We start from the raw sequence: 15,126 nt of genomic DNA, 5'->3' as shown, positions 1-15,126 counted from the left end.
GCGCGCGGGATGGGGCGCGCGCGCGGCGGTGGCCAGCTTTAGCCTAGCGGATGGCCTGCGTCAGCGCCGGCGTGCCCGCCGCGGCGAGCTTGCCGTCGCGGCAGCCCCGCTGGGGAGGACACACCGGACCGCGGCCGTGGGGGTCGGCCACCAGGAGGAATCGTCCCTGCCCCCGCGCATCCGTCAGCTCCGGATGGCCGCACAGCGCGCAGTGGCGGGGGGGACGCTTCGAGGGAGGAAAGGGCACGCGTCAAGTCTGCGCCCGCCCCGCGCCCCCAGCGAATTTTCAGCCAGGGACGCCGGTGCCCCGCGCTACGACTTGTCGCCGGACGCGGTCGACGTGCTGGGGGCCGCCGCCGGAGCGCTGGCCGCCGGGCTGCTCGACGCGGGGGCCGACGACGACGCGGACCCAGACGACGAAGAAGAGGAGGACGATGACGAACCGCCGCCGTCCTTCTTCGTGGAGCCGTACAGGTCCGAGTACCAGCCGCCGCCCTTGAGGTGGAAGCTGGAGCGGCTGACCTGCTTGGTCAGCGTGCCCGGGGCGCCGCACGCGGTGCACGCGGCGGGCGTCGGGTCGGAGATCTTCTGCAGGACGTCGATGGTCTTTCCGCAGGCCGAACAGCCGTACTCGTAGATGGGCATGGGGTGGGTACCTCGTCTCAGTGCGAAGGGGGAACGACCTGGGCGGAGAGCTGCTTGCGCAGGGACTCCGTCAGGTTCAGGCGCTCGAAGGCGCGGGTGACCAGCTCCGCGGGCGCGCCGTGCTGACGAGCCACGACGTTGGCCAGCGAGTGGAGATCGGTGGCGCTCGGCAGGGCATCCTTCGCCAGCCGCTCCAGGTCCTTGCGGAGCGCGTCGATGAAGCGCTTCTGGATGCCCAGGTCCGCCAGGTACTTGTCCCGGCCGAGCAGGTCCAGCCGGTGCGTGAGGTGGGACGTCGCCAGCACCTCGTTGCGGAAGCGCTCGCGCAGGGCCTCCACCTCTTCGGTGAGCCTGAGCGCGTGGGTGAGCCGCTGCAGCTCGTTGGGGCTCAGGCCCAGCGACCAGCCCACGCGGCCGGTGGCGCCGCGCTGGGCGGCGAAGGCGGTCAGGAGGTTGTCGCGCTCGCGGGCCTCCAGCGTCTCCATGATGCCGTGCTGGCGGAGGGCGTTCTCCATGTCCACCTGCGTCAGCTCGCCGCGCGGACCGTTGTAGCGGTGCTCCAGCGTGCGCAGCAGCGAGTAGCGGTGCTCCGTGGCCTCGATGGCGGCCTCCAGCGTCTCCTTGCCCTCCGAGCGCGTCAGATCGAAGAACGACAGCCGCTGGGCCTCCACGCGGGTGAAGCGGCCACGGGGGCGGGGCAGCTCGCGCTTGAGGAAGCGCGGGGCCTCCTCGTCCTGGGAGGGGGCGGCCTGGGCGGCGGTCTCCGGCGCGTCCGCGGCGTCATCGCCGTCCGCGGTGTCGGGGGCGCGCTTCTTGGGCGCGATGCGCTCCTGGACGGCGGCGGCCTCCGCCTTGGCGCTCTTGCGGCGGCCCGCCTTCGCGTCCACCTCGTCGCCAGCCGGGGTGGGCAGCGCGAAGGTGGGCGTCGTGGGGGCGGGCGCGGGGGGAGGGGTCTTCTCCTCGCGCACCTGGGCCAGCTCCTGGGCCACGTCGTAGTAGCCGCACTGCTGGCGCTGGGCCGCGAGCGACGGCGTCACGCCGCGCAGGATGTCCACCACCGCGAAGGGCCCCAGGGGGGACGCCTCCGGTTCACCGTCCGTGAGGGCGCGGACCCGGAAGTCCTCCTCCTCGGTGAGGAGCGAGAGCGCCTCGCGGACCTGCTGCGCGGGGGCCGGGGCCTTCGCGCGTCGGCAGAAGTCCGACACCGCCACCGCCACCGGGGTGGGTACATCATCGGGCTGCCGTCTTCTCTGCCAGGGACTGATCATGGAAAGGTTCGGAAAAATGCTCGTTTACGAGGGCGGATGCCTCTATCTTCGCGGCCAGACAGGTGTCAATGAGCCAGTCCGGCCTCAATGTAAACAGCTCACGCGCGGCGCAAGTCGACGACCGTGGTAGTCAGCAGGGGAGCGGGCGCTTCCCGAGCCGGGCCGGCGAAATAGTCTTGCGGGGGCGGGCATCCCAGCCTCAACACATGTGGTGCTCCAGAGATTGCAGATGACGACCCATAGCCACTCCCACGCCCATTCCCCGCTGGACAAGGATGACGTCCTGGCCCGCTACATGGCCCAGCACGGCCTGAAGAGCACGCGCCAGCGCAGCCTCATCATCGACACGTTCTTCGCCGTGGGTGGGCACCTGTCCGTGGAGGAGCTGTGGAACAAGGTGCGCGAGCAGGACACCAAGGTGTCCGTGGCGACCGTGTACCGGACCATGAAGCTGCTCAACGAGTGCGGTCTGGCGCACGCGCGCAACTTCGGCGACGGGCAGACGCGCTACGAGGCGGCGGCGGGGCGGGAGCACCACGACCACCTCATCTGCACGAGCTGCGGCACCATCGTGGAGTTCGAGAACGACCGCATCGAGACGCTCCAGGACGCGGTGGCGCGCAAGCACGGCTTCACGGTGACGTCGCACAAGATGGAGCTGTACGGCCTGTGTCGCGACTGTCAGCTCCGGGGTGGCCCCCCGGGGACGGAGGCCTGAGCGCGTGAGCCCGGTGCGAGGGCGCGCCCTGGTGTGTGCCGTGGCCCTGGGCGTGCTGTCCCTGTCCGGCTGTCACCGGAACAGCGGGCCGGTGGACGCCGGGCCCGCGTTCCTCCGGGCGCTCTGGCTGCCGTCGGTGGGGCCCACGCGCTACGACCCCCGGCAGCTCCCGGGCAAGGTGGTGCTGGTGTCCTTCCTGGCCACCTGGTGCTTCCCGTGCCTGGCGGACCTGCCCACGCTGGAGCAGCTGCAGAAGACGTACGGCCCCCAGGGCTTCCAGGTCGTCGCGGTGGGCATGGACATCGACGAGGGCCGGGTGCTGGGGCCGTTCGCGGACCACTACGCCTTCCCCTTCCCGGTGCTGCTGTCCGACGAGCACATGCGCGCGGGGCAGAGCGCGTTTGGCCGCATCCGCGGGCTCCCCAGCACGGTGCTGCTGGACAAGCGCGGCCGCGCGGTGGCCGCGTGGCAGGGCGTGGAGGGCCAGGCGGACGTGGCGAAGGCCATCGAGAAGCTGCTGAAAGAGGACTGAGTTCCCGCGCGGCCCGGGGTGCTACAGGGCTGGAGCGGAATTCTTGCGGGCAGGGGGGCCGCTGGTACCTTCGCCGGCGCTCATGACGTCCCGGCGAAAGCTCCTGATGGTGGCGGCGGTGGTGGCGGTGGCCCTGAGCCTCGCTTCGGTGGCGGACGCCAAGGGGTTCCGCCGTTACCTGCGCCTGCGCCAGGACGTGGAGGCGCTCGACGGGCGCAACCGCGCGCTGGCCGCGCAGAACGACGCGCTTCGCAAGGAGATCGCCGCGCTCCGCCAGGATCCGGCGGCGCTGGAGCAGTCCGTGCGTGAGGAGCTCGGCTACGTGAAGCCGGGCGAAATCGTCTTCCACCTGGAGTCGCCATGACCTCGCTGCCTGTGGTGCCCTCTCCGGCGAAGCTGGTGCGCGCGTTCTTCCGCGCCATCCCCGCGGCCGTGGCGCTGGCCACGTTCGTCCATCTGGCGCGCGGCGGGTTCCGGGGGCTGCACACGCTGGGGTGGACGGAGGCGGCGCTGGTGGTGGGGCTGCTCGTCGGCATTGGCATGGCGGCGTGGCGCCGGGCGATGCGCTCCTCGGTGGGCGCGGTCATCGACCTGCGCGACGACCTGGAGCTGGGCGGCGGGCTCATCTCCGCGGCGTTCATCGTGGTGGCGATTGGCGGCGGGGAGCTGTTCCCCATCGTCTACCTGTTGATGGCGTTCCTGGTGGCGTTCCTGCCGCGCAACGCGGGCATGACGCTGCTGGGCGTGGCGCTGGTGTTCGACGGGCTGGTGACGCTGGGCGGGCCGGTGGTGAACCTCACCGGCTTCCTGACGCACACCCTGTTCCTCGCGCTGTTCGCGGGCCTGTACCACCTGGTGTTGTCCGCGCGGATGGCGGTGGCGAAGCGGGCGGAGTCGGACGCGGTGCAGAAGCGCATCCGCGAGGTGGAGGAGCGCGCGCGCACCTTCCGGCTGGTGAGCTCCGGGACGCAGGACAGCTTCAGCGGGATGAGCTCCGACGAGAAGTGGCTGGTCGCGTCGGTGAAGGAGATTGAAGGCGCGGTGCACGCGGCGCTGGAGATCGCGGAGACGGGCCTGCGCACGGACACGTGCGCGGCGTTCCTGCTCACGTCGGATGACCGGAGCCTGAAGCTGTACGACTGCCGCTCGGGGTCGGAGCGGGTGCAGCGCGAGAAGTTCAACGCGGGCGAGGGCATCATCGGCGGGGTGTTGAAGCGCCGCGCGCCGGTGCGGATGAACTCGCCGCAGGGGCTGAAGGGCGTCACGTACTACGAAGGCGGCGGTCCCACGGTGCAGGCGCTGCTGGCGGTGCCCATCCTGGAGGGCAGCGGCCTGGTGCGCGGCGTGCTGGTGGCGGACAAGCTGAAGAACGAGCCGTTCACCGACCAGGACGAGAAGCTGCTCACGACGATCGCGGGCGAGGTGCTGCGCTCCATCGAGGTGGAGCGGGTGATGAGCTACATCCGCAAGACGCGCGACGAGAAGGACCGGTTCTTCCGGGCCATCGAGGAGCTGAACCGCGCGGGCAGCCCGGATCAAGTGTTCGTGGCGGTGCTGGAGTCGACGCGGCAGCTGGCGGGCCTGGACTTCTGCGCGGTGACGCTGGTCTCCGAGCAGGAGGGCAAGCGGGTGCACCGCGTGATGCGGATGACGGGCGTGACGGCGCAGGGCAAGGCGCTGGAGGGTCGCACGTTCCAGGACAACAACGGCCTGGTCGCGAACGTGGTGCGCTACGGGGCGCCGCTGCCGGGGCGGGACATCAAGGCGATGGACCGCCAGGTCATCTTCGATGAGGAGACGCAGGTGCGCGGGCTGGGCGCGCTGAAGATCTTCCCGCTGGTGGCGGGGGACCGCATCCTGGGCACGCTGGTGGCGGGGTCGCGCAAGAAGGCCGCGTTCGAGCAGGACGTGCTGCGGATGATTGAAGTCATCGCGATCCAGGCGGCGCAGGCCGTCTTGCGCGCGCAGCTCTACGAGCAGATGGAGCGGATGGCGACGACGGACGGCCTCACGGGGCTGCTCAACCACCGCACGTTCCAGTCGCGCGCGGACGACATCCTGGCGCAGGCGCGGCGCTACCAGCGCAAGTGCTCCATCGTGTTGACGGACGTGGACCACTTCAAGAACGTGAACGACACCTACGGCCACCCCACGGGCGACCAGGTGCTCAAGGGCGTGGCGCGCATCATCAAGACGCTGGCAAGGGACACGGACGTCGTCGCGCGCTACGGCGGCGAGGAGTTCGTGATGGTGATGCCGGAGACGGACGCGCAGGGCGCGAAGGTCATCGCGGAGCGCATCCGCGAGGCGGTGATGGCGGAGGTGTTCCAGACGGAGATGGGCCCGCTGCGCATCACCATGTCGCTGGGCATCGCGACGTTCCCGGACAACGCGCTGGAGAAGCAGCAGCTGATCGACCTGGCGGACCAGTGCCTGTACCACTCGAAGCGCAACGGCCGGAACCAGTCCGTGACGGTGGCGCAGATGCAGGGCGGCCGGAAGCTCCAGGCGGTCGCGGAGTAGGGCCGCGGTGTCCATGCCGCCGCTCCCCCTCGCTGTCACCACCAGCACCAAGACGGACGTGGCCACGGTGCGCGAGGCGCGGGCCGTGGCGCAGCGGTGGAGCCTGCCATTCCTCTCCCGTCGCTCCAGCGAGGGCATCGCGCCCTGGCTGGGCAGCAAGGTCGACGCGCTGCTCGTCGTGGGCGGCGATGGCGTGACGCTGTGGGAGCCGCACGGCTCGTTCGGCTTCCACGCGGGCATGGCCCACCTGCGGCGCATGCGGCTGCGGCAGGGGCAGCGCGATGACGCGTTCCTCAAGGTCGCGGAGCTGGTGCCGGGCGACGCCGTGCTCGACTGCACCCTGGGGCTCGCGCAGGACGCGCTGGTCGCGTCGCTCGCCGTGGGCCCGGAGGGCAGGGTGGTGGGCCTGGAGAAGAGCCTGCCCCTGTGCGTCGTCGCCGCGGAAGGGCTCCAGCGCTACGCGCGGGGCGCGGACTCCTGCGCCGTCGAGGTGCACCACGCGGACGCGCACGCGTACCTCAAGACACTCCCCGCGAAGTCCTTCGACGTCGTCTTCTTCGACCCGATGTTCGCGAAGCCCAAGAAGGCCCAGCCCGCCTTCGACGTCCTGCGCCGCTTCGCAGAGCACGCCCCCCTCACGCACGAGGCGCTGGAGGAGGGGAGGCGCGTCGCGCGCCGGTGGGTGGTCGTGAAGGGCGCCCGGCACACCGACGACCTGCGCAAGCTGGGCCTCCAGCCGGAGCCCACCTCGCGCTTCAGCGACGTCATCTGGGGCCGGCTTCCCGCGACGCCGTGAGCTACTCCTTCTCCGACCCCTTCGGCGGGCCTTCACTGCCCATGGGGGACAGCTTGCTCGACAGCGCGCCGGCCTGCTCGTGCGCCATCAGGTCGCGCGGCGAGCGGTAGTACTGCATGGGCGAGTGGTGCAGGAAGTTCGACACCCGGCTCGTGTAGAGACACGCGTACTGCTCCACCTGGTAGCCGAAGCGGCTGTTCTCGTTGCCCTCCTTGAACAGCAGGCCCCAGTACGGATTGAAGCCCTCCTCCACGTCGCGCTCCAGCGTGTCCGCGATGCCGTTGGTCGCCTTCAACGACCGGCGCAGCTTCTCCAGCTCCGCCTTCGTCTTCTTGCGCAGCTCCTCCGCCTCCAGGCGCTCCGCCTCCGGCAGTTCCTCGCGCTCCAGCCTGCGCTCCAGCGTGTTCAGCACCGTCTTGCGGTGGTTCACCTCGTCGTCCAGCCGCGCGCGCGTCAGCTCCACCTCCGACAGCGTGACGATCTCCTCGCGCCGTTGGTCCGTGTAGGTGATCTCGTCCTCGATCTCCTGGACGATCATGCATGTGCGCCACAGCGACGACTTCTTCGACTTCAGGATGTCGCCGTAGATGTGGTCGCCCACGTAGAGGATGTGCTCGCCCCGGTAGCCGGTGAACTCCTCGAACTGGGCCAGGTTGCCGCCCGAGTACACCGTGCCGCGCTCCAGCGACTTCGCCTCGCCCACGACCTTGCCGGCCTCCGTCGTCGAGTCCAGCTCCAGGAACGGCCGGTTCTCCGTGAAGAAGGCCGGCTTGCCCGCCGCCGTCACCGTGAAGTCGAAGTAGTTGCGCCAGCTGGGGTACTCCGGCAGCTGCCCGTCCAGCAGGTAGCGCATCACCGCGTTCGTGTAGTCCCACGCGGAGTTCGTCAGCAGGAACAGCTTCTTGCCGCCCGAGCGCAGCTTGTGCAGCGCCGGCCCCAGCTCCGGATCCAGGAACACGTAGCGCGCCAGGTCCTTGCGCACCTCGCGCTTGAGCGAGTTGTCCCGGTGCACCGTGTCGATGGCTTCCCGGATGTCGTCGTAGAGCTTGCCGTAGTTCACGGCGTGTCCCAGCGACTCCATCAGCTCGATGATGCCGGAGTACAGGCACGTCTCCGGCAGGGCGAAGAGCGTGTCGTTCCACGCGAACTGCGGGTTGCGCAGCCGCACCCGCTTGTTGCGGTACAGCTCCCGCCACGCGTCCGGCTTCAGCGGACGCAGGCCGTGGTACGCGCGCCCCACGTGCCCGAAGCGATCCATCTTCAGGACGTTGCCGTTGACCCGGTCCACCGCCAGGCCGCGCATCACGAAGTGGTGGTCGTAGAGCAGGCCCCCGATGAACGGCGGGTAGCCGTACTCGCTGATCAGCTTCGCGATCGTCATGTCGAACGACAGCTGCTCCAGCCGGCGCATGTGGTAGATGGCCAGCGTGTAGTCCATGTCGAACCCGATGAGTTCGATGTGGTCCATGCGCAGGTTGCGGTTGACGAACACCTCGCGCGCATGCGGCACGTGCGCCGCGGGCTCGCGCGGGGTGGTGAGCAGCCGGCCAAGCACGTCGTCGGTCAACAGCTCCCGGGCCCGGCGGGCCGCATCATCGGCGCGCTCCCGGTGGATGGTGGAACGGAAGCTCCCGTGCAGCGGATCCACGGAGGGTCCGCCCGGGATGGGCTGGGCAGAGGAGAGTAGGGGCGACACGGGACCCCAAGACATAACACGCGGCCCCCGCTCCGCGCCCGCGTCCTTGCGGGCTTCGCACGGGGCTGGCACGCTCTGGCCAACGATGCGCACCCCACGTCCATCCCCGGCCCTGGCCGAGGACCTCCACGCGCGCTTGTCCGCACGCATCACCGCGCTGGAGGACCGGGTCCGCCGCCTGGAAGCCCGACTCGCCCTGGAGGCTCGCAAGCCGCCACCCGTCCGCTCCCGGCCCAGCGTCTCCGCCGCCACCGCTCGGGCCGCCAGGCCCCGCCCGCGCTGCCCCGGCTGCACCCTGGAGCTGCCCCGTGGCCGGCGCGGCGACTCATGCGTCTGGTGCGGCTTCGTGTTCGCCGCCGTGGCCCGGCCCAAGACGCAGCGGAAGTCCCGATGAGCGGGATGTACCGGCTCACCGGGCGCACGGAGGCAGGAGACCTGGCGGAGCTGTACGAGGCCCTGCTGCTGCCCACCCTCCCCGTCGCGGTGAAGCTCTTCCTGCCGCGCACCTCCGACCCCGCCTATGCCCGGGAGCTGGCGGAGACGGTGCGGCTGCTCCAGCCCGTGCGCCACCCGGGCATCCTCCACACCGTGGACCTGGGCTTCGTGCGCCAGCGGCTCGCCGTGGTGCGCGAGGACGTGGACGGCTTCACGCTGGGCGTCGCGCTCCAGCGCCTCAACACCAAGGAGGTGCTGCTGCCGCCCACCGTGGCGCTCTCCATCGTCATCCAGCTCCTGGAGGCGGTGCAGCTGGCGCACGACGCGGGCGTCGTCCACGGCGCCATCACCCCTGGCAACGTGCTCCTGTCCCGCGAGGGCTACCCGGCCATCTGCGACTTCGGCGCGCTCCGGGCGCTGCTCTCCGTGCCCCAGCTCAAGCGCACGTTCACGCACCGGGGCCGCAACACCTACCGCGCGCCGGAGGTGACACGCGGCGAGCCGCCCACGGAAGCCTCCGACGTGTACTCGCTGGGCGCCATCGCCTACGAACTGCTGACGCTGCGCGAGCCCGTGGTGCCCGGCAGCGGCGTGAGCACCCGCCGCGAAACGCTGCCGCCTCCCAGCCGGTTGGACCGGCGGATCAACTCCCGGTTGGATCCGGCGGTGATGCGCGCGTTGGATCCGGCGCCGCAGCGGCGCTTCCGTTCGTGCGGCGAGTTCGCCCAGGCCCTGCGCAACTTCCTCTCCGCCGGCGGGGGCATGCCCGGCGCGGAGGAGGTGGCGCGCTTCGTGTCGGAGCTGTTCCCCAACGAGGTGAGCCTCGCCGCCCCCGGGCCCGTGCCGTTCGCCGAGCCCTTCGAACTGGAGCCCATCTCCGGCGCGGAGATGGAGGACCTGCACGCCGAGGAGTACGAGGCGTCCATCGTCCAGCGCGCGCCCTACAGCCGCGCGCCCACGGAGGAGGAGGCATCCGCGGACACGCAGGATGCCGCCCCTGGCTTCGAGTCCTTCCGCCCCGAGGACTACGCGCCCGACGACGCCCCGGAGGAGTCCCCCGACGACGCGTCCGCCGAGGAGGCCGCGGTCAACGACGTGAGGAGCACCGACCCCTCCCATGCGGGCCCCCTGGAAGGGGGCTGGGATGCCCCGCCTGGAGTCCTCGCGCAGAAGGCCCGGCGGCAGGTCGTCCCTCAAGGGGGCGCTGACGGCCACTCCTCCACCCGCGTCGGGCGCAACCCGCGCGTGAAGGTGATCGAGGACTTCTCCGCGCCTCCCCTGGGCGAGGACGAACCGCCCGCGCCCTCGGGCCGCCGCGCCGCGATGCGTCCCGGGCAGCCGCTGGGGGCGGAGGACGAGCCGTCGCCGTCCACGAAGCGCCCGGCGTTGCGCCCCGCGCGCGGGGCCGCGGGCCGCTCTCCCGTGCAGGAGACCCTGGTCCTCGCCTCGGGGGGCACGCCGCCGGCGAGCGCGGACCGGCCCGCGGGGCCCGAAGGTGGCGACTCCGGCGCGCCCCGCCAGGAGCGCCGGGGCCGGGGCGAACCCACGGAGGCCCTGTCGGCGGAGCCGCGCTCCGAGCGCCGCGTGCGTCCGGAGGCCGCTCCCGCGAGGAACGAGCCGCGCTCGCGCCACGACATCGCGCTGCCCGCGCCGTCGGACCGGCACCTGCCGGTGCACCAGCGCTTCGACACGGTGGAGACGCCGCGCATGGATGCGGCGGACGCGGTGCGCCGCCGCCAGCGCCTGCTCTTCATCGCGGGCGGCATCGCCCTGGTGGGCCTCTTCATGTTCGCGGTCGCCGCGTGGCGGCTGGGCCTGGACCCGGTGCATGCGCCGGAGCTGCCCCGGTATGATCCGAACGCGCCCGTGGCCAGCGGCGCCCCGGGCGAGCAGACCGCCAACCCGTCCGCGCTGAAGCCCATCGCGCCGCCAGCCCCCGTCGCGCCTCCGGCCCCGGGCGGCAGGGACGTGGAGGACCTGGACGACGGGGCGGAGGACGCCGCCGAGTCGGCCGTGCCCCCCAAGAACCAGCGCGCGTTCCTCACGCTGCGCACCAACCTCCCGGCGCGCGTCTACATCGACGGGGCGCGGGTGCGCCGCACGACGCCGCTGGTGAACTTCCCGATCCGCGTGGGCACCCGCGACATCCGCGTCGTCGCGCTCTCCACGGGCGAGCAGAAGGACTTCCAGCTCCGCTTCTCGCGGGGCCAGCACCAGAAGCTGGATGAACAGTTCCAGCCTCCCCCCACCAGGCGGTGACCGTGGAGCGCACGCGCATCTTCGTCGTCGAGGACCAGCCGCAGCTGCTTCGCAACCTGGTCAAGGTGCTGAGCACCTTCCCGGAGCTGGAGGTGGTGGGCACGTCCCAGGACGGCGAGCAGTCCGTGGAGGACATCGTCCGGGAGCGCCCCCAGCTCGTGCTCCTGGACCTGGAGCTGCCCGGCCTCAACGGCATCCAGGTGACCCAGAAGGTCAAGCGCCGCGCGCCGGAGGTGGAGATCCTCATCCTCACGTCCTTCGAGGAGGAGCAGAAGGTCTACGAGGCCATCCAGGCCGGCGCGTCCGGGTATCTGGTGAAGCGGGTGGGGCCGGAGAAGATCCGCTCCGGCATCCAGGAGGTCATGGACGGCGGCACCGTGCTGGAGCCCATCATCGCGCGCCGCTTCTGGAACTACTTCCAGTCCGTCCAGTCCAAGCCCGCCCAGAAGCCCGCCGAGCTGCCCTGGGGGCTGACGGCCGTCGAACTGGACGTGCTGCGCTACGTGGCCAAGGGCCTGTCCAACGCGGAGGTGGGGCAGGTGATGACGCTGGAGCGGCGCACGGTGCGCACGCACCTGTCGCATATCTACCGGAAGATGGGCGTCAACTCCCATGTGGACGCGGTGGTGAGGGCCCTGCGTGAAGGTGTCGTGGATCTCTAGCCCCGCCGTGGTTACGGTGGGGCACCTATGTCCAAGGCATCCCCGCGGTCCTCCGCCGTGCGCGCGGTGGACCCCACCCTCGCCGCCCTCTTCGACGTTCACGAGGCAACGCTGCCCAACGGCCTCAAGGTCCGCCTGCTGGCGAACCACCAGGCCCCGGTCGTCAGCCTCTACACCTTCTTCCAGGTGGGCAGCCGCAACGAGCGCCCCGGCATCACGGGCATCAGCCACCTGTTCGAGCACATGATGTTCAACGGGGCCAAGAAGTACGGCCCCAAGATGTTCGACAAGACGCTCGAGTCGAACGGCGGCCGCTCCAACGCGTACACGTCCAACGACATGACGGTGTACTACGACGACTTCTCCGCCGACGCCCTGGAGACGGTGCTGGACCTGGAGTCGGACCGGATGCGCTCGCTGCGCATCTCCCAGGAGACGCTGACCCGCGAGCGCGAGGTGGTGAAGGAAGAGCGCCGCGTCCGCGTGGACAATGAGATCCCCGGCATGATGGACGAGGAGCTGGGCACGCTCGTCTACAAGGCGCACGCGTACCGCTGGCCGGTCATCGGGTGGATGGCGGACATCGAGAACATCACCCGCGAGGACTGCCAGGAGTACTTCCGCACGTACTACGCGCCCAACAACGCGGTGCTCTACATCGTCGGGGACATCGACCCGAAGAAGACGCTCGCGCTGGTGCGCCGCTACTACGGCGGCATCCCGCGCGGTCCCTCGCCCGCCCCCGTGCTCAACGCGGAGCCGGAGCAGAAGGGCGAGCGCCGCGCCATCGTGCGCCACCCCGCGCAGTCGCCGTCCGTGATGATCGGCTACCGGGGCCCCGCCGCCAGCAGCGAGGACACGCTGGTGCTGGACGTGGTCCAGTACATCCTCACCAAGGGCGAGGGCAGTCGGCTGGTGAAGTCCCTGGTGTATGACCAGAAGGCCGCCGTGTCGGTGATGCTCGACTGGAGCTGGCGCATCGACCCGGGGACCATCCTGTTCTACCTGGAGCTCAAGCCCGAGTCGGATCCGGCCCAGGTGGAGGGCCTGCTGTACGCGGAGCTGGAGAAGCTCACGCGCGACGGCGTCACCGAGAAGGAACTTCAGAAGGCGAAGAACAACCTGCGCGCGGACCACCTGCGCGAGCTGTCCACCAACAGCGGCCGGGGCCACGCCCTGGGCCACTACGAGGCCCTGCTGGGCGACTGGCGCGAGGGCCTGTCCCTGCCGACCTTCTACGCGTCCGTCACGGCGGAGCAGGTGAAGGCCGTGGCCGCGAAGTACTTCGCCCCCGAGCGCCGCTCGGTGGTCACCCTCCATCCCGACGCTGGCGCCAACGAGCCCGGCGACGACGTGGACGCGTAACAGCGCGCCGCGAGGAAACCCCCTCCCTGTATGGCTTCCCGAAAGATCGCCTCCGTGAAGAACACCGTCCGCAAGGCCGCCAAGGCCGTGCGCAAACAAGCCACGGCCGCGCGCAAGAAGGTCGCGCAGGTCCGCAAGGCCGCCCCGGCCCGCGCCAGGGGAAAGCTCAAGGTCGTCCCGGCGCCGAAGTCCGCCGCCACCGGTGAGCTGAAGCTGCCCGCGCTGCACGAGAGCACCACGTCCACGGGCCTCAAGGTCATCGCCGCCGAGCGGGGGCCGCTGCCGCTGGTGTCGGTGCGGCTGGTCATGCGCGCGGGCGGCGCGTGGGATCCTCAGGGCAAGGACGGCCTGGCGGACTTCACCGCGCGCCTGCTGCGCCGGGGCACGAAGCGCCTGGACGCCGACGGCATCAGCGAGGCCGTGGAGTTCGTGGGCGCCAGCCTCTACGCGGGCGTCAACGAGGACGTGCTGTCCGTCTACCTCACCACGCCCGCGGAGCACTTCTCCGCGATGCTCGACATGCTGGGGCAGGTGGTGCGCGAGCCCACGTTCCCGGAGCAGGAGGTGGTGGACGCCCGGGAGCGCGCGCTGGCGCAGTTCGCCAACGACCTGGACGACCCGTCCTCCATCGCGGACCGCGCCTTCACGCGCGCCATGTGGGGCGAGCATCCGTACGGGCGCGACCTGGGCGGCATCAAGCGCACCGTGTCCACCTTCACGCGCGAGGACGTGGTGCGCTTCCACGCCGAGCGCATGGGGCCGCGCGTGTCGCTGCTCACGGTGGTGGGCGCGCTCGCCCCGGAGACGGTGGCCGCGGAGGCGGAGCGCGCCTTCGCTGGCTGGACGGGGGGCCCGGACACGCCGCCGGAGCTGCCGCGCAAGCAGGAGCCGCTGGCCAGGGCGGGGCAGGTGCTGCTGGTGGACAAGCCGGACCAGACGCAGTCCCAGGTGCGCCTGGGAGGGCCGGGCTTCTGGCTGGGCCACGAGGACTACTTCCCGGCCACGGCGATGAACATCGCGCTGGGCGGCGGCTTCACGTCGCGGCTGATGAACGAGATCCGCGTCAACCGGGGGCTCACCTACGGCGTCAGCTCCTACTTCGACACGATGAGCGCGGGCGGTGTGTTCGGGCTGTCCACGTTCACCAAGACGGCGTCCACGCGGGAGATCATCGACGTGGCGCTGAAGGAGATCCACGGCGTGCGCGACGGCGGCCTCAAGCCGCGCGAGCTGAAGGACGCGCAGAGCTACCTGGCGGGCCTGTACCCGCTGCGCACGGAGACCAACGAGTCCGTGGCCTCCGTCATCGCGGACATGCGCATCCATGGACTGGGCGACGACTGGGTGGAGAAGTTCCGCGACCGGCTCCGCGCGGTGACCCCCAAGGACGTGGCGCGGGTGTCGAAGAAGTACGCGTTCGCGGACCGGCCGGTCATCGTCGTGCTGGGCAAGGCGTCGGAGGTCAAGCCGCTGCTGGAGGGGCTGGGCCCCATCACCGTCGTGCCGGCGTCGGACTACGAATGAGCGGGGGTTCTCCCCGAGTCCTCTTCGAAGGCGCGGGCGTGCTGGTGGTGGACAAGCCGGCCGGGGTGCTCGTCATCCCCGGCCGGGAGGGCGGCCCGAGCCTGCGGGACACGCTGGAGGCGGAGCGGGGCCGCAAGGTGTACGTGGTGCACCGGCTGGACCGGGACACCTCCGGCGCGCTCGTCTTCGCGCTCGACGCGGACGTGCACCGCGCGCTGTCCCAGGCCTTCGAGACGGGCAAGGTGCGCAAGCGCTACCGGGCGCTGGTGGAGGGCCGGCTGGAGGCGCCCCAGTGGGTGGACGCGCCGCTGGTGGCCGGCCGCAAGGGCCGCATGCGCGTGGCGAAGCCGGAGGAGCCGGACGCGAAGCCCTCGCGCACGCGCGTCCGCCCCGTGGAGACCTTCGCGCGGGCCTCGCTGGTGGAGGCGGAGCCGGAGACGGGGCGCACGCATCAGATTCGCGTGCACCTGCTGTCGCTGGGGCACCCGTTGCTGGTGGATCACCAGTACGGCCGCGAGGCCCCGCTCACCGAGGCCGACCTGGGAGGGCAGGGGACACGCGAGGTGCTGGCACGCACGCCGTTGCACGCCGCGCGCGTGGAGTGGCCCGCGCTGCCCGGGGTGCCCGCGCGCGCGGTGGATGCCCCATTGCCCGAGGACCTGCTGCGCACGCTGGAGTTGCTGCGCGCGGCCGGGTGAAGCGT

The 15,126-nt window shown here is 71.2% G+C and carries 15 protein-coding genes; 11 read left to right on the top strand and 4 right to left on the bottom strand.

What is annotated here, in order from left to right:
* Nucleotides 1–43: 43 nt before the first annotated feature.
* From GTY96_RS20005 to GTY96_RS19995, 3 genes are all read right to left on the bottom strand, one after another.
* A complete protein-coding gene (locus GTY96_RS20005) occupies nt 44–247 on the bottom strand; it encodes a hypothetical protein (RefSeq protein ID WP_143904444.1) in 204 nt (67 codons plus the stop codon).
* 65 nt (nt 248–312) lie between these two features.
* On the bottom strand, nt 313–645 hold the full coding sequence (locus GTY96_RS20000) for an FmdB family zinc ribbon protein (protein ID WP_161665518.1): 333 nt from the start codon (nt 643–645) through the stop codon (nt 313–315).
* 17 nt (nt 646–662) lie between these two features.
* Nucleotides 663–1,913 carry a hypothetical protein gene (locus GTY96_RS19995; RefSeq protein WP_161665517.1) on the bottom strand — a complete coding sequence of 417 codons (1,251 nt, stop codon included), beginning with the start codon at nt 1,911–1,913 and terminating at the stop codon, nt 663–665.
* A gap of 229 nt (nt 1,914–2,142) precedes the next feature.
* Between GTY96_RS19995 and GTY96_RS19990 the strand changes: the two genes are divergently transcribed.
* From GTY96_RS19990 to GTY96_RS19970, 5 genes are all read left to right on the top strand, one after another.
* Nucleotides 2,143–2,631, top strand: coding sequence for a Fur family transcriptional regulator (locus GTY96_RS19990; protein WP_186002004.1), 489 nt, complete (start codon nt 2,143–2,145; stop codon nt 2,629–2,631).
* Nucleotides 2,632–2,635: 4 nt separating this feature from the next.
* The gene (locus GTY96_RS19985; RefSeq protein WP_161665516.1) at nt 2,636–3,163 is read left to right on the top strand and encodes a TlpA family protein disulfide reductase; all 528 of its coding nucleotides are present in this window, start codon (nt 2,636–2,638) and stop codon (nt 3,161–3,163) included.
* Nucleotides 3,164–3,245: 82 nt separating this feature from the next.
* Nucleotides 3,246–3,527, top strand: a complete 282-nt coding sequence (locus tag GTY96_RS19980; RefSeq protein WP_143904453.1) for an FtsB family cell division protein — start codon at nt 3,246–3,248, stop codon at nt 3,525–3,527.
* Complete coding sequence (locus tag GTY96_RS19975; RefSeq protein ID WP_143904455.1) at nt 3,524–5,686, top strand: sensor domain-containing diguanylate cyclase; 2,163 nt, start codon at nt 3,524–3,526, stop codon at nt 5,684–5,686. The genes GTY96_RS19980 and GTY96_RS19975 overlap by 4 nt, the downstream gene beginning before the upstream one ends.
* A gap of 13 nt (nt 5,687–5,699) precedes the next feature.
* Nucleotides 5,700–6,482 (top strand): class I SAM-dependent methyltransferase, encoded by a 783-nt coding sequence (locus tag GTY96_RS19970; protein ID WP_161665515.1) that lies wholly within the window; start codon nt 5,700–5,702, stop codon nt 6,480–6,482.
* Between the two features lies 1 nt (nt 6,483).
* On the opposite strand, the gene GTY96_RS19965 is transcribed toward GTY96_RS19970, so the two are convergent.
* Complete coding sequence (locus GTY96_RS19965) at nt 6,484–8,193, bottom strand: HAD-IG family 5'-nucleotidase (protein WP_143904459.1); 1,710 nt, start codon at nt 8,191–8,193, stop codon at nt 6,484–6,486.
* 121 nt (nt 8,194–8,314) lie between these two features.
* Here GTY96_RS19965 and GTY96_RS19960 point away from each other — a divergent pair, with 121 nt between their 5' ends.
* From GTY96_RS19960 to GTY96_RS19935, 6 genes are read left to right on the top strand one after another with little or no spacing between them, the layout of a single operon-like run.
* On the top strand, nt 8,315–8,572 hold the full coding sequence (locus tag GTY96_RS19960) for a hypothetical protein (RefSeq protein ID WP_235685725.1): 258 nt from the start codon (nt 8,315–8,317) through the stop codon (nt 8,570–8,572).
* Nucleotides 8,569–10,872, top strand: coding sequence for a serine/threonine protein kinase (locus GTY96_RS19955; protein ID WP_235685724.1), 2,304 nt, complete (start codon nt 8,569–8,571; stop codon nt 10,870–10,872). Before GTY96_RS19960 ends, GTY96_RS19955 begins: the two co-directional genes overlap by 4 nt.
* A gap of 2 nt (nt 10,873–10,874) precedes the next feature.
* A complete protein-coding gene (locus GTY96_RS19950; RefSeq protein ID WP_186002005.1) occupies nt 10,875–11,534 on the top strand; it encodes a response regulator in 660 nt (219 codons plus the stop codon).
* Between the two features lie 27 nt (nt 11,535–11,561).
* On the top strand, nt 11,562–12,899 hold the full coding sequence (locus GTY96_RS19945) for a M16 family metallopeptidase (RefSeq protein WP_143904467.1): 1,338 nt from the start codon (nt 11,562–11,564) through the stop codon (nt 12,897–12,899).
* Between the two features lie 30 nt (nt 12,900–12,929).
* Nucleotides 12,930–14,423, top strand: coding sequence for a M16 family metallopeptidase (locus GTY96_RS19940; protein ID WP_161665513.1), 1,494 nt, complete (start codon nt 12,930–12,932; stop codon nt 14,421–14,423).
* A complete protein-coding gene (locus GTY96_RS19935) occupies nt 14,420–15,121 on the top strand; it encodes an RluA family pseudouridine synthase (protein WP_161665512.1) in 702 nt (233 codons plus the stop codon). Before GTY96_RS19940 ends, GTY96_RS19935 begins: the two co-directional genes overlap by 4 nt.
* Nucleotides 15,122–15,126 lie beyond the last annotated feature (5 nt).

It is taken from the genome of Corallococcus silvisoli (genome assembly GCF_009909145.1).
Classification (GTDB): Bacteria; Myxococcota; Myxococcia; order Myxococcales; family Myxococcaceae; genus Corallococcus; species Corallococcus silvisoli.
Note: the sequence above shows the minus strand (reverse complement) of the source record. Positions and strands in the feature narration are given on the sequence as shown.

Bases quoted from the DNA above. Each gene is read 5' to 3' on its own strand.
- GTY96_RS19990 (WP_186002004.1), top strand. From the start codon at position 2,143: ATGACGACCCATAGCCACTCCCACGCCCATTCCCCGCTGGACAAGGAT.
- GTY96_RS19975 (WP_143904455.1), top strand. From the start codon at position 3,524: ATGACCTCGCTGCCTGTGGTGCCCTCTCCGGCGAAGCTGGTGCGCGCG.
- GTY96_RS19940 (WP_161665513.1), top strand. From the start codon at position 12,930: ATGGCTTCCCGAAAGATCGCCTCCGTGAAGAACACCGTCCGCAAGGCC.
- GTY96_RS19935 (WP_161665512.1), top strand. From the start codon at position 14,420: ATGAGCGGGGGTTCTCCCCGAGTCCTCTTCGAAGGCGCGGGCGTGCTG.
- GTY96_RS19955 (WP_235685724.1), top strand. From the start codon at position 8,569: ATGAGCGGGATGTACCGGCTCACCGGGCGCACGGAGGCAGGAGACCTG.
- GTY96_RS19945 (WP_143904467.1), top strand. From the start codon at position 11,562: ATGTCCAAGGCATCCCCGCGGTCCTCCGCCGTGCGCGCGGTGGACCCC.
- GTY96_RS20000 (WP_161665518.1), bottom strand. From the start codon at position 645: ATGCCCATCTACGAGTACGGCTGTTCGGCCTGCGGAAAGACCATCGAC.
- GTY96_RS19995 (WP_161665517.1), bottom strand. From the start codon at position 1,913: ATGATCAGTCCCTGGCAGAGAAGACGGCAGCCCGATGATGTACCCACC.
- GTY96_RS19970 (WP_161665515.1), top strand. From the start codon at position 5,700: ATGCCGCCGCTCCCCCTCGCTGTCACCACCAGCACCAAGACGGACGTG.
- GTY96_RS19965 (WP_143904459.1), bottom strand. From the start codon at position 8,193: ATGTCTTGGGGTCCCGTGTCGCCCCTACTCTCCTCTGCCCAGCCCATC.
- GTY96_RS19980 (WP_143904453.1), top strand. From the start codon at position 3,246: ATGACGTCCCGGCGAAAGCTCCTGATGGTGGCGGCGGTGGTGGCGGTG.